This window comes from Delftia sp. CH05 (genome assembly GCF_009827015.1).
In the GTDB taxonomy this organism is placed as follows: domain Bacteria; phylum Pseudomonadota; class Gammaproteobacteria; order Burkholderiales; family Burkholderiaceae_C; genus Comamonas; species Comamonas tsuruhatensis.
Genome location: NZ_WUMG01000046.1, coordinates 16,859 through 30,036 on the forward strand (window position 1 = coordinate 16,859; position 13,178 = coordinate 30,036).

Here is a 13,178-nt window from a genome sequence, read left to right on the forward strand (position 1 = left end):
CACTCCCTTTGCTGCGCAAGGTCCGCTGCCCCCCGAGGGGGCCGCTTTTTGCCTTGGGGCGGCCCGGCGGCAAAAATCGGCGGCCGGGACTCTTGCGCAAGACCGTGCGGATTCAGGGCCTGGGCGGTTCGTTGCGCGAGACGCATTCGGCCAGCAGCCCCAGCGAGGACAGCGCAATCATGAAGACCAGGAACACATAGGCCGCCGTAGCCACGCCCAGGCTCATGCTGAAGCCCCATTGCAGCACCGAGCAGGCCATGCCGGTCTGCGGATACATGGCCGTGCATTGCGATGCGGCCGGCATGTGCACGTACCAGGTGATGGCCACCAGCATGGCGCCCGCCACCATGGCGGCATTGCCCCAGGGATGGGTCTGCGGGTGGTAGAGCGCATAGATCAGCGCCACGGGAACGGCCAGGCCCCAGGCGAACATCATCAGCCAGCTGAACACCGGCGAGACCGCCAGGATGGACTGCAGCCATCCCATCTTGGGCAATCCGTTGACGAAGCCCAGCAGGTCCCAGACAAAGGGCAGGACGATCCCCGCCACAGCCAGGCTGGCCAGTCCCAGCGCCAGCAGCAATCCCTTGCCGCGTGAACGATGGTGCACCCCCGAAGGGTGCGAATGGGTGATCAGTGCATGCATGGCCCACCTCCTGTGTCGTGCAGGGCGGGCAGTTGCCGCGCGGGCGGGTCCGGAGTCGGGCGGCAGCCGCGGCGCCTAGCGTTCGGATTGCGGTATTCCCCGGATGGATCCAGTCTAGGACGGCGTGCACTGCAACAGATGTAGGTCTTGCACCTACCCAAAATCGGGGTTTGTCCCAGGAGGGGGTGCCGTCAAAGCGCGGCCAGCGCCCCCAGCACCTCGCCCTTGGACAGCAGTTCGCTGAGCACCACCGGCGGCTTGCCCGGCGCATGCAGCACATAGACGGGCACGCCGCTGCGGCCCAGCTGCTGCAGCGCGGCGGTGATGGCCGGGTCGCGCCGCGTCCAGTCGGCGCGCAGCAGGGTCACGCCGTGCCTGTCGAAGGCGGCCAGCACCTCCTCATGGTTGAGCGTGGTGCGCTTGTTGACCTGGCAGGTCACGCACCAGGCGGCCGTGTAGTCCACGAACACGGGCTTGCCCGCCGCCTGCAGCTCGGCCACGCGGGCGGCCGACCATGGCTGCCAGCGCTGGCCTGCAGCGGACGCCATGCCCGTGCCCTCCGCCTGGGCAGGTGTGGCGATCAGCGGTGCGGTGGTGGCCAGCAGCGCGCCCCCCAGCACCACGGCCAGCGTGGCCAGCACGGCCCGCGTGCGGCCCTTGAGCGTCAGCGTCCAGACCAGGGCGCTGAAGGCCAGCAGCAGGGCCAGCAGCGCGGTGGCGGCGTCGATGCCGCTCTGGTGCCCCAGCACCCAGACCAGCCAGACCACGGTGGCGAACATGGGAAAGGCCATGGCACGGCGGAAAGTGTCCATCCAGGCGCCAGGGCGTGGCAGCCAGCGCACTACGGCGGGAACGAAGCTGGCCAGCAGATAGGGCAGGGCCATGCCCAGGCCCAGGGCGGCGAACACCGTCAGCGCCTGCAGGGCCGGCATGTCGATGGCAAAGCCCAGCGAGGCGCCCATGAACGGCGCCGTGCAGGGCGAGGCAATGGCCACGGCCAGCACGCCGGACAGAAAGGCATCGGCCACCGGGTGGCGCGCATGCGCCGCAGCCCAACGCCCGGGCAGCATGGAGCCGAACTCGAACAGGCCTGCCAGGTTCAGGCCCAGCAGGGTGAACAGGGCTGCCAGCAGGGCCACGATGGCCGGCGACTGCAGCTGAAAGCCCCAGCCCAGCTGCTCGCCTGCCGCGCGCAGCGCCAGCAGCAGCCCGCCCAGGGCCAGGAAGGACAGGACCACGCCGGCCGTATAGGCCAGCCCGCCCAGGCGCTGGGCGCGGCGGTCCTGTCCATGGCGTGCAAAGCCCAGGATCTTGATGGCCAGCACCGGGAAGACGCAGGGCATGAGGTTGAGGATCAGTCCACCCACCAAGCCACCGAGCAGGGCCATCCACAGGCTGGCGGCGCTGGCAGCAGGCGCAGCGGCCTGGTTGGCCGCCAGGGCCGCAGCCAGTGCGGGCGAGACGCTGGCCATGGCGGCAGCCGTCCAGCGGCCCTCGACCGGGGCCTCGGCGCGCCAGGCCACGGGCTGGCCCTGCTCCAGCGCTGCGGCGCGCTCGGCGGGCGGCAGGGCCAGGACCACGGGCAGCTTGGCCGGAGTGTCGCCGCGCATGTCGGACAGCGGCAGTTCGGCCACCCAGGCTGTGCCGTCCCAATGCTGCTGCCAGTCCTTGCCCAGTTCGGCCGCGTGGTGGAAGGTGTCGGAAGATTCGGGATAGAAGTCCAGCGTGCGGCCCTGCAGGGATTCCGGCAGGCCCTCGATGCGCAGCTGCACGCGCTCGTCGGGCGTCCTGCCTTGTGCGGCAGGCTGGCTGGCCGGCACCACCTTGGCCTGGGCCGGCGCGGACAGTGCCTGGGGCTTGAGCGCCCAGGCCTGGGTGAAGGCCTGACCCTGGCCTGCCGTGCTGCCCTGCACGGGCAGCTGCAGCTGGAAATCGCCTTCCTCGGGAATGCACTCCACGCGGCAGACCAGCCAGTTCGCATGCAGGCGCAGGTCCAGCATGCCGGACGCGGGCGGCTTGAAGTCGGGGGCCACCTGCACGGGCACGGGCAGCAGCACCTGGCCCTCATAGCCGTAGTTGAGCAGCGGGCCCACGCGCAGCGCCTCGGGCACGGGCCACTGGATCTCGCTCGCCGTCAGGCCCGCAGGCAGCTGCCAGTTCAGCTCGGTGGCCAGGCCGGAGTCACCGGCGTTCTTCCAGTAGGTATGCCATTCGGGCTGGTGGGTGATCAGCAGGCCCAGCCACAGTGTCTGGCCAGGCTGTACGCCTTCGGGCGCCTGGGCCACGAGTTCGGCGCGCACGCGCGGCGTGTCCACGGTCGCTGCCGCCCCGCTGCCGGTTTTCAGGCGGATCTGCGCGCCGGCCTGGAAGGCCAGCAGGCTGGAGGCGGCCAGAAGGAAGGCAAGAAGCCAGAAGGCGAGGCGCTGGGGTGCGGTGTGGCGAGGAGGCGTTTGGAGTGGCATGGCGGACTATGGGAGCCCGGGGCGGGATCTTTGGTTCCCCTGGCTACAGGCGGCGATGGTAGCGGCCATGCGCCATGGAATCCTCTGTGCGTTGTTGCAAGACGATTGGCAAAAGATATCGTTGCATAGGCGCTTGGTATTGGACAGGCGATAGGTCCGTTGCCCATCATGGGCCGGCCACCCATCCGGGATAGAGCAACACAAGGAGACAAGCCATGCAGGAGACATCTCGCCGCCAATTCCTGGCCGCCGGCGCGGCAGCGGCCGCCGCCTGGGGGCTGCCGCAGCACGCGCGCGCGGCCGCTGCCTATCCCGACAAGTCCGTGCGCGTGATCGTGCCCTTTCCCGCCGGTGGCACCACCGACGTGGTGGCGCGGCTGGCCATGCAAAAGCTCGGGGAGCTGACCGGCCAGTCCTTCGTGGTGGACAACAAGGGCGGTGCCAACGGCGTCATCGGCACGGAACTGGCCGCCCGCGCCACGCCCGACGGCTACACCCTGCTGATGAACACGGCCGGCGCGCAGACCCTGAGCCCGGTGCTCTACAAGACCAGCTACGAGGCGCTGGCCAGCTTCGAGCCCATCAGCCATCTGTGCGACGTGGGCTTCGTCCTCATTGCGCGCAAGGACCTGCCCGTGAACAGCCTGCAGGAGCTGGTTGACATGGCCAAACAGGGCAAGCCGCTGAGCGTGTCCTCGGGTAGCAGCATGATTTCGCTGATCACCGAGCAGTTCAAGAAGGTGATTGGCGCGCCGGGCATCGTCAACGCCCAGTACAAGGGCACGGCGCCGCAGATGCAGGCCGTGGTGGCGGGCGAGGTGGATTTCTCGTTCGACTCCTTCACCTCGGTGGAGATGATCCGCACGGGCAAGGTCAAGGCCCTGGCCGTGCTGCTGCCCCAGCGCGCCGAAGTCTTTCCCCAGGTGCCCACCATCAAGGAGGCCGGCGTGGACGGCATGGGCTTCAGTTCCTGGTCGGGCCTGCTGGCGCCAAAGGGCACGCCCCGCGACATCGTGGCCCAGCTCGCGCAGCAGATGGACAAGGTCATGCAGATGCCCGACGTGCTGGCCAAGCTGCGCAGCTACAGCTATGTGCCACGCCGTGGCACGCCCGAGGAGTTCGCGCGGCTGATCGAATCCGACAACGAGCGCTGGAAGCGCATCGTCAGGGAATCCAACTTCAAGGTCGAATGAGACGCGGGGCGGGGGCTAAGATCATGGCCATGCCAAGCTCCCCGCCTCCACACACGTCCCTCGGTACCTGGCCATCGCGCTGGTGGGCCGAAGTATCGGCGCGCGATTTCGCGCTGGCCCAGGCGGGGCTTGCCGCGGAAACCGTGGCGGTGCTGCCCGTGGCCGCCGTGGAGCAGCATGGGCCGCACCTGCCGCTGTCCGTCGATGCCCGCCTGCTGCAGGGCGTGATCGATGCGGCCCTGCCGCTGCTGCCGCCCGAGCTGCCCGCGCTGTTCCTTCCCCCGCAGAACATCGGCTTCAGCGTGGAGCACCAATCCTTTGCCGGCACGCTGACGCTGTCGCCCGCCACGGTGATCGCACTGTGGACCGAGCTGGGCGCTTGCGTGGCACGCGCCGGCGTGCGCCGGCTGCTGCTGCTCAACGGCCATGGCGGACAGGTCAGCGTGATGGACATCGTGGCGCGCGAGCTGCGCATGCGCCATGGCCTGCTGGTCTACAGCAGCAGCTGGTTCGGACTGGTGGACGATGCGGCCAATGCGCAGTTCAGCGCGCATGAGCACCGCTTCGGCATCCATGGCGGCGAGGTGGAGACGTCGATGATGCTGCACCTGGCGCCTTCGACCGTGCGCATGGAGCATGCGCGGGACTTTCATTCCACTTCGGAGGATAGGGCGCAGCGGCATGCCTTGCTGGGCAATGGGCGAAGCGCCAAGATGGGCTGGGCCATCGAGGACTACAACGTTTGCGGGGCGGTGGGGAATGCTGCGGGGGCTACGGCCGAGCGGGGGGCCTTGATGGTGGAGGCTTCGGCTCGGGGGTTGGTGCGGTTGTTGTCCGAGATGGTTGCGCTGCCTGCGGATACTGTCGGAAGGGCGCCGGAGCCGCTGTAGGTTTGTTGCGGGGTCGTTTTTGGACCCTGCCGGGTGGTGGTTTTGCGAGGCCGGGATTCGGCCCGGCGGCCGACCTACTTTCTTGCCGCGCAGCAAGAAAGTAGGCAAAGAAATGCGCCCAAATGTCCGCGACCCCTTCGCTGCGCTGCGGGGCCACCTGCGCCGTGACGGTTGCGGGGTTCGCCGTGAAACTCTCTTCGCGCTGCGCGCTACGTTCAAACATCACGGCGAGTCAGATGACGAAGCAGTCCTGTCCTTCGGCAGGACTGCAACCCCGCAACCGCCACGACGCAGGCGCTGACATACGGGGAGTTGTTGCGGGCCTTCGCTGCGCTCGGCCTTTTTTACTGTTTCGGGATCTTGGCCTGGACGATCACGTCGCCCCAGCGCTTGATTTCCGACTGCAGCAATTGCGCGGTCTGCTCGGCCGTGCTGGACTGGGCCTGGACGTTCATCTCGCGCAGTTTCTGCGTGACTTCGGGGGAGTTCACGGCGGCGGCGATTTCCTTGTTCAGGCGGGCGATGATTTCCGGAGGGGTCTTGGCGGGGGCGGCCAGGGCGTTCCAGGAAGAGGCGACGAAGCCCTTGACGCCTGACTCCTGGGCCGTGGGCACGCCGGGCAGCAGGGCCGAGCGCTTGTCGCCGGTGATGGCCAGCAGGTTGACGGCCTTGGAGTTGATCTGGCCCATGATGGGCGTGAGGATTTCCACGGCCGCGTCGATCTGCCTGCCCCGCAGGGCCGTGACCACGGCGGGAGTGCCGTTGAAGGGCACGATCTGGGCGTCGATGCCGGCCGTGGTCTTGAACAGTTCGGCCGCCAGGTGCTGGGTGCTGCCGATGGCGATGCTGCCGATGTTGAGCTTGCCGGGGTGGGCCTTGGCCCAGGCCACCAGCTCGCCCAGGTTCCTGAAGCGCGAGTCGCTGGCGGTGAGCACGCCGATGTCGAAGTAGCCCAGGGTGGATATCGGCGTGAAGTCCTTGACCATGTCGAAGGGCAGTTGGTTGAAAAGCCCCACGGTGACGGCGCTGCCGTTGGACAGGAGGAACAGCGTGTGTCCGTCAGGCGCGGACTTGGCCACGGTGTCGGCTGCGACGATGCCGCCCGCGCTGGGCTTGTTGTCGATGATGACGGGCTGGCCCAGCTGCGAGGCCAGCTTTTGCGCAACGACGCGCGAGGTGACGTCGGCCACGCCGCCTGCGCCAAAGGGCACGACGATGCGGATGGGCTTTTTCGACAGGGGCTGGGCCTGGCTGGTGATGGCGGCCAGCAGCAGGGCCGCGCAGGCCAGGGCGCTGCGCGTGAAGCGGCGTTTGTTCATGGGTCTTTTGTCTCCTGGCCGGCCAGTGTGGCGCAAAAGCGCAGGCCGGCCCAGATCGCCCGTGTTCTGGCTGCTATGCCCTGGCGCAATAGCCGTGTGGCAGCCTGGCCGGGGGCTGGATCAGGCGTGCGTGATCCAGCTGCGGTGCTCGTCCGTGTCCAGGTGGTTGAGCGTGTTGAAGGTCTGCAGCATCAGGCGCTTGGGGCTGGTGGTGAACTCGGTCACGGCGCTGTTGCGGATGCGCATGTTCAGCGCAATGGTGACCTCCGGCGAGGTGCCCAGCACATGGCCCACGGCGGTGGAGATGGGGCCGCCGCTGCTGACCAGCAGCACGTTTTCGTCGGCATGTTCGTGCCGCACGCGCTCCAGCACCTGACGCACGCCGCCGGAGAAGTCGTTCCAGCTGGGCATGCCCTTGGGGCTGATGGTGCCGGCCATCCACTGGGCCAGGGCATCGCACAGCAGCCGGAAGTGGTGGCGGTACAGCTCGGGTGTGTCGGGCTTGGGCAGGGGCGCCGGATGGATGGCCTGCAGCAGCGCGCCGCTGTCGTATTCATCGAGGCCTGCAAGCGCCTGGGTGCGGTGCTGCTCGGCAGGCAGGCTGCCCAGGCCTTCGGCAATGCCGGCCAGCGTCTGCGCATGGCGGCGCAGCGTGCCCGTGTAGACCGCGTCGAAGCGCAGGCCGCGCTCTCGCCAGTAGGCACCCAACCTTTGCGATTGCGCCTGGCCGCGTTCGCTGAGCTGGTCGTAGTCTTCGGCACCAAACGAGGCCTGGCCATGGCGCACAAGATAGAGGGTTCCCATGGCGCGGATTGTGGCCAGCGCTGGCGCCGGCGTTTGTCCTGCGGGCGACTGGCTGCCGCCTTGGCGACAGATTCCAGCACCCCGGCAGCCCTTACAACAGCACCTGGCCGCTCACGCACTCCACCACATGGCCGCCTATCCACAGCGCGCCCTGGGCGTCCTCGCTGACATGCACGCGGCCGTCGCGGCCCACGCAGCAGCCCTGGCTGGCGATGTAGGGCGCGCGCAGCAGGCCTTCGCCGCGCAGCCACAGGGCCAGGCTGGCGTTGAGGCTGCCGGTGACGGGGTCTTCGGTGACGCCGACGGGGCTGGCGAAGCCTCGCACTTCCAGGCTGGGGGCGGCATCCGCATCGGCCCCGGCCGGGCGCTGGCCCGTGGCAAAGGCGCGTGCCTCGCGGCTGCTGCGGCCGATCAGTGCCGGTGCATCTTGCGCGCTTTCGTACAGCGCGCAGGCACCCACCTTGGTGTTCAGCGCCTTGAGCCTTGCATGGTCGGGCTCCAGCGCCAGCACCAGGTCGGGATGCTCGAAGAGCACGCCCATCCAGCGCGGGCCGTTGTCCAGCCAGGCGGCGCGCAGGATCTGGCCGGGCTCCGCGCCCAGCGCGGCAGCCACCTCGGCCAGCAGGCCCGGCTCCACGGCGCCGATGTCGGTGGCCGGTGCCTGGAAGGCCAGGCGTCCGTCCTGGCGCGCAATCGAGATCAGCCCCTTGGCGCATTCCTGCACGATGCGCCCCGCCTGCTGCGGCACGCCGCCCTGCGCCAGCCAGGCGTGGCAGCTGCCCAGCGTGGGATGGCCGGCAAAGGGCAGCTCGCCGCCCGGCGTGAAGATGCGCACGCGGTAGTCGGCGCCTGCGGCGCGGCCGGCCTCGGTGGGCGGCAGCACGAAGGTGGTCTCCGACAGATTGGTCCAGGCCGCGAAGGATTGCATCTGCGTATCGGTCAACCCGGTGGCGTCGAGCACGACGGCCAGCGGATTGCCCAGGTAGGGCCGTGCCGTGAACACGTCCACGGTCATGAAGGGGCGCTGGCGGGAGACGTATGCAGGTGTCATGGCAATGGGCAGATGGAAGGGAGGATGGAAAAGCCGACGGCAAGCCGGACTTTGGTTCGACTGCGTGTCGGCTTCCCTCTGGCCCAAGCAGGTAACTGGCCCAAACACCAGGGACGCCGAGCAAGAGCCGCCTCACGGCGGGGGCGCCTAGCCGAGGGCGTCGTCCCCCTCCCTTGCGAAGCAAGTAGAGAGGGGGAAGCGGCGCTAGCCGCTCAGGGGGTGGTTTACATCGTGGAGCGGATGGCGGCAGCCAGGGCGGCGATGCCCTTGTCGATCTGCTCGGCCGACACGGTCACGTAGGACAGGCGCAGCGTGTTGGCCTGGGGATCGTCCGCGTAGAACGGCGCGCCGGGCACGAAGGCCGTGCCGCGTTCCACAGCGGCGGGCAGCAGCTTTTGCGCATCCATGCCCTTGGGCAGGCGAACCCACAGGAACATGCCGCCCACGGGACGGGTCCACTGCACGTCCAGGCCGGCCATTTCGCGTTCCAGCGCGGCCAGCATGGCGTCGCGCTGGCGCTTGTACATGGCGCGGATGGTGGGCACGTGGCGGTCCAGGAATCCGTCCTTGATGACCTCGGACACCACGCGCTGGTTGAAGCCGGGCGTGTGCAGGTCGGCCGCCTGCTTGGCCTGCAGCAGCTTGTTGTAGACGGACTTGGGCGCCACCAGGAAGCCGATGCGCAGGCCAGGGGCCAGCACCTTGGAAAACGAGCCCAGGTAGATCACGCCTTCGGGGTTGCGCGCGGCCAGCGGCAGGGCAGGGGGCTGCTCGAACCACAGGTCGCCATAGGGGTTGTCCTCGATCAGCGGTATGTCGAGTTCACGCGCCTTGTCCACCAGGGCCTGGCGGCGTGCCTCGGCCATGGTGCGGCCGGTGGGGTTCTGGAAGTTGGGCAGCACGTAGGCCAGGCGGGCCTTGTCGGCGCCGGTGCCGGCCTTGGCGGCGAAGTCCTCGACGAGGATGCCGTCGTCATCGCTGTCCACGCCCACGGGAATCGGTTCCTGCGGCGCAAAGGCCTGCAGCGCGCCCAGGTAGGTGGGCTTTTCGACCAGCATGCGGCTGCCGCGGTCCAGGAAGACCTTGCCGATCAGGTCCAGCGCCTGCTGCGAGCCCGTGGTGATCAGCACCTGGTCGGGGTCCACTTCCCAGGGCAGGAAGTCGGCCACGGCCTGGCGCAGGGGCGCGAAGCCTTCGCTGGTGGCGTATTGCAGGGCCGCTGCGCCATCGCGCTGCATCACGGTCTGGCAGGCCTGGGTGAACGCGTCCAGCGGGAAGGCCAGCGGCGAGGGCAGGCCGCCCGCCATGCTGATGATGCCGGGACGGTCGGTGAGCTTGAGGATTTCGCGGATGGCGGAGGGGTTCATCTTGGCAGCACGGTCTGCCAGCGTCCAGGTCGTCATAAAAAAAGCAGTTCCAGGTCTTTGCGGTGCCCGCCATGCGGGCGGGCTGGTATGGGTTGCCATGCCGTCGTGGGGCACGGGCCGGCCGCATGTGAAGAGCGCAGTGCGGATGGTGCTTTCGCTCTTGCGCCGGCAATGAGGGTATTTTGTCGCGGCCGTGAAGGGTCTGCGCATCCTCCCTTCAATAGCTGGGCAGGCCAGTACGGCCTTTGCCTGGGTGTGGATGGCAGACCCTCATGCGGCCACCATCCACATCGCCGTCAGCGCCAGCATGGCCGCCATGGCACGGTTGAACCACAGCAGCCTGCGTCCCTGGGCCAGCCAGTGGCGCAGCAGTGCGCCCACGCAGGCATACAGCAGATTGCTGGAGAAGGCATAGGCGGCCATGACGGGCAGCACCACGGACAGGCGCTCGCTCAGGTCGTCGTGCCCCGCCAGCCAGCCGGCCACGATGGCCAGGGCCAGCAGCCAGGCCTTGATGTTCACGAATTGCAATCCCACGCCCTGCCAGAAACCCACCTGCAGCTGCTGCTGAGATTGCAGTGATGCCATCTGTGCGCTGCGGCTCAGGCGCCAGGCCATCCACAGCAGGTAGCCGATGCCGGCGGCCTTGACCAGCCACAGCAGCAGCGGTGCCGCCACGATCGCCGCGCCCACGCCGGCCGTGCTCAGCACCAGCAGCAAGCACCAGCCCACGGGCACGGCCAGGACGAAGCGCAGCGCCGGGCGCAGGCCGTGGTTGGCGGCCAGGGCCGTGGACAGCGTGGTGTTGGGGCCGGGGCTGAAGCTCATGGAAGCGGCGAGCAGCAACAAGGCGGTGAGTTCGGACGGTGGCATGAGGCGGTGGCCCCGGAGGTCTCCATACAGGCGGCAAGGGGCTGTTGGGGAGGAGGGCACGGCAGGCCTGCTCCGCAGCACGAATGCCTGCAATATAGGTGCAAGACCTGTACAGTACCAATACAGTTGAACCCTCAATTGCATGTTCTGTATCGGCGCCCATCCCGATACAGTGACGTTTTGGTGACTCCCTCATGCCCGTTCCCCTTTCGCGGCTGGCGCCGCAGACCCTGAGTACCCAGCTGGCCGAACGCCTGGGAGAGCGCATCCGCATGCGCCTGCTGCCGGCGGGCGCACGCCTGCCCTCGGTGCGCGAATGCGCGCGCCAGCAGGGCGTGAGCACGCACACGGTGGTGGCCGCCTACGACCTGCTGCAGGCCCAGGGCCTGGTCGAGGCGCGGCCGCAAAGCGGCTTTTTCGTGCGCGATTTCGTGCAGGACGCACCGCTGCTGCAGTCCGAACAGGCCCGCGCCGCGCCTGCGGACGAGGCCACCGGCGCGCCCAAGGGCACGCGCATCAATGCCTCCATGCTGGTGCGCGGCATGTTCCACCAGAGCGTGGGCGGCAGGCCCCAGCCCGGCGCGGGCGTGCTGCCGGCCCAATGGCTGGAGGCAGGCTTTCTGGCCGCTGCCATGCGCAAGGCCTGCTCGGGAAAATCCCTGCACGACTCCTGCGTGGGCTATGGCGACCCGCTGGGCGACATCAGCCTGCGCGAGGCGCTGTCGCGGCGCCTGGCGCGCCTGGGCATTGCGGCGGCGCCGCAGCACATCATCACCACCATGGGCGCAACGCATGGGCTGGACGTGGTCAGCCGGGCCCTGCTGCAGCCGGGCGATCCGGTGATGGTGGAGGAGCCCGGCTGGGCCGTGGAGTTCGCGCGCCTGGCATCGCTGGGCATGCGCGTGCTGCCCGTGCCGCGCGGCCCCGACGGGCCGGACCTGGCCGTGATGCAGCGGTACTGCGAAAGCTGCGCGCCCAAGCTCTACGTCAGCGTGAGCGTGCTGCACAATCCCACCGGCTACAGCCTGTCGCCGGCCAGCGCCCACGAGGTGCTGCAGCTGGCGCGGCGATTCGGCTTCTACGTGGTGGAGGACGATACCTATGGCGAGATCGCGCCCGACCACGCCGCACGCATGACCGTGCTGGACCGCCTGGGCCACAGCATCTACGTGAGCGGCTTCGCCAAGCTGCTGGCGCCCAACTGGCGCGTGGGCTATCTGGCGCCGCCGCCTGCGCTGGTGGAGCGCCTGGTGGACACCAAGCTGCTGTCCACGCTGACCACCCCCGCACTGACGGAACGCGCCCTGGCCCACTGCATGGACCAGGGCCAGCTGCGCCGCCATGCCGAGCGCCTGCGCCAGCACCTGGCCCAGGCCCGCATGCGCAGCGTGGCACTGGCCCAGCAGGCCGGAGCCCGCTTCGCGGCCGAGCCGGCCGGCATGTTCGGCTGGGTGGACACCGGCGTGGACACCGAAACCCTGGCCCAGCGCCTGCTGGACGCCGGCTACTTCATCGCCCCCGGCTCCATGTTCCACGCCGGCCGCCAGCCCAGCACCTGCATGCGCATCAACTTCGCCACCACGCAGGAACCCGCCTTCTGGCGCATCTTCGAACGCGAAGTCCAAGCCATGCGCGGCAGCGCATAGAAAAGGGAATGGGAGAGAGGAGAGGGGGAGGGGGCGGAAGGCTGTATCGACCCGCAAACATAGATCAGACCAGCAGCGCAAAAAACCGACGAGGCCCAAAGCGAGGGACACCGAGCAAGGGCCGCCCCGCCGCGAGGGTGTCGTCCCCCTCCCCCGCGAAGCGGGTAGAGAGGGGGAAGGCGCGCAAGCGCCTCAGGGAGTGCCCCCAGTCAATGCGCCCGCATCTTCGTACGCAGGCGCGCAATCGCCTGGCTGTGCAGCTGGCACACACGCGATTCGGTCACGCCCAGCACGGCGGCGATTTCCTTGAGGTTCATGTCGTGCTCGTAGTACATGCCCATGATGTACTGCTCGCGCTCGGGCAGGGCCTTGATGGCTTCGACCAGGGCCACGCGCAGGCGGTGGTCGCGCAGCAGCGCAAAGGGGTCGGCGCCGCTGTCGGCCACGTGGCGTTCGAGGAAGTCCTCGCCCTCGTCGCCGCCTGACATGTCTTCCAGGTAGACCAGTTGCGTGCCGCGCACCTTGCCCAGCAGCGACTGGTAGTCGTCCAGGTCCATGCCCAGCTCGTCGGCGATCTCGGACTCCAGCGGGGTGCGTCCCAGGCGCTGCTCCAGGCGGTGCAGCGCGTGCTCTATGTCCTTCTGGCTCTTGCGCGAGCTGCGGCTCATCCAGTCGCCCTCGCGCAGTTCATCGAGCATGGCGCCGCGGATGCGCTGGCTGGCGAAGGTCTCGAATTGCACGCCCTGCTCGCTCTCGAAGCGGGACAGGGCTTCGGCCAGGCCGATCATTCCGACCTGTATCAGATCATCAAGCTCCACATTGGGAGGCAGCTTGGCGATCATGTGCAGCGCGATCCGGCGTACCAGGGGTACGTGCCGACGGATCAGTGCATCGCGGTCGAGTTGGCCTTTGGCGGTGTACATGGCA

The 13,178-nt window shown here is 68.6% G+C and carries 11 protein-coding genes; 3 read left to right on the forward strand and 8 right to left on the reverse strand.

Annotated features, from left to right (window positions below; genetic code table 11):
• Window positions 1-112: 112 nt before the first annotated feature.
• Together GRX31_RS25020 and GRX31_RS25025 are read right to left on the reverse strand one after the other, a co-directional pair.
• Entirely contained in the window at window positions 113-646 is a 534-nt protein-coding gene (locus tag GRX31_RS25020; protein WP_074923346.1) for a hypothetical protein, read from the reverse strand.
• A gap of 191 nt (window positions 647-837) precedes the next feature.
• A complete protein-coding gene (locus tag GRX31_RS25025) occupies window positions 838-3,108 on the reverse strand; it encodes a protein-disulfide reductase DsbD family protein (protein WP_160855402.1) in 2,271 nt (756 codons plus the stop codon).
• 215 nt (window positions 3,109-3,323) lie between these two features.
• Between GRX31_RS25025 and GRX31_RS25030 the strand changes: the two genes are divergently transcribed.
• Together GRX31_RS25030 and GRX31_RS25035 are read left to right on the forward strand one after the other, a co-directional pair.
• Window positions 3,324-4,301, forward strand: a complete 978-nt coding sequence (locus GRX31_RS25030) for a Bug family tripartite tricarboxylate transporter substrate binding protein (RefSeq protein ID WP_016449278.1) — start codon at window positions 3,324-3,326, stop codon at window positions 4,299-4,301.
• A gap of 29 nt (window positions 4,302-4,330) precedes the next feature.
• Window positions 4,331-5,191 carry a creatininase family protein gene (locus tag GRX31_RS25035; protein WP_160855404.1) on the forward strand — a complete coding sequence of 287 codons (861 nt, stop codon included), beginning with the start codon at window positions 4,331-4,333 and terminating at the stop codon, window positions 5,189-5,191.
• A gap of 344 nt (window positions 5,192-5,535) precedes the next feature.
• On the opposite strand, the gene GRX31_RS25040 is transcribed toward GRX31_RS25035, so the two are convergent.
• The 5 genes from GRX31_RS25040 to GRX31_RS25060 all read right to left on the reverse strand — a co-directional run bounded on the left by GRX31_RS25040 (window position 5,536) and on the right by GRX31_RS25060 (window position 10,605).
• Window positions 5,536-6,510: a Bug family tripartite tricarboxylate transporter substrate binding protein gene (locus GRX31_RS25040; protein ID WP_160855406.1), complete on the reverse strand. Its 975-nt coding sequence runs from the start codon at window positions 6,508-6,510 to the stop codon at window positions 5,536-5,538.
• A 120-nt stretch (window positions 6,511-6,630) separates the two neighbouring features.
• Window positions 6,631-7,314: a histidine phosphatase family protein gene (locus GRX31_RS25045; protein ID WP_034366477.1), complete on the reverse strand. Its 684-nt coding sequence runs from the start codon at window positions 7,312-7,314 to the stop codon at window positions 6,631-6,633.
• Window positions 7,315-7,405: 91 nt separating this feature from the next.
• Window positions 7,406-8,365: a PhzF family phenazine biosynthesis protein gene (locus tag GRX31_RS25050; protein ID WP_160855408.1), complete on the reverse strand. Its 960-nt coding sequence runs from the start codon at window positions 8,363-8,365 to the stop codon at window positions 7,406-7,408.
• 224 nt (window positions 8,366-8,589) lie between these two features.
• Window positions 8,590-9,768: an aminotransferase-like domain-containing protein gene (locus tag GRX31_RS25055; RefSeq protein WP_160855410.1), complete on the reverse strand. Its 1,179-nt coding sequence runs from the start codon at window positions 9,766-9,768 to the stop codon at window positions 8,590-8,592.
• Between the two features lie 234 nt (window positions 9,769-10,002).
• Entirely contained in the window at window positions 10,003-10,605 is a 603-nt protein-coding gene (locus GRX31_RS25060; RefSeq protein ID WP_016449284.1) for a LysE family translocator, read from the reverse strand.
• Between the two features lie 194 nt (window positions 10,606-10,799).
• On the opposite strand from GRX31_RS25060, the gene GRX31_RS25065 reads away from it, so the two are divergent.
• Window positions 10,800-12,251 carry an aminotransferase-like domain-containing protein gene (locus GRX31_RS25065; protein ID WP_016449285.1) on the forward strand — a complete coding sequence of 484 codons (1,452 nt, stop codon included), beginning with the start codon at window positions 10,800-10,802 and terminating at the stop codon, window positions 12,249-12,251.
• A gap of 209 nt (window positions 12,252-12,460) precedes the next feature.
• Here GRX31_RS25065 and GRX31_RS25070 read toward each other — a convergent pair whose 3' ends face one another.
• Entirely contained in the window at window positions 12,461-13,174 is a 714-nt protein-coding gene (locus GRX31_RS25070) for an RNA polymerase sigma factor FliA (RefSeq protein WP_012202528.1), read from the reverse strand.
• Window positions 13,175-13,178: the final 4 nt, after the last annotated feature.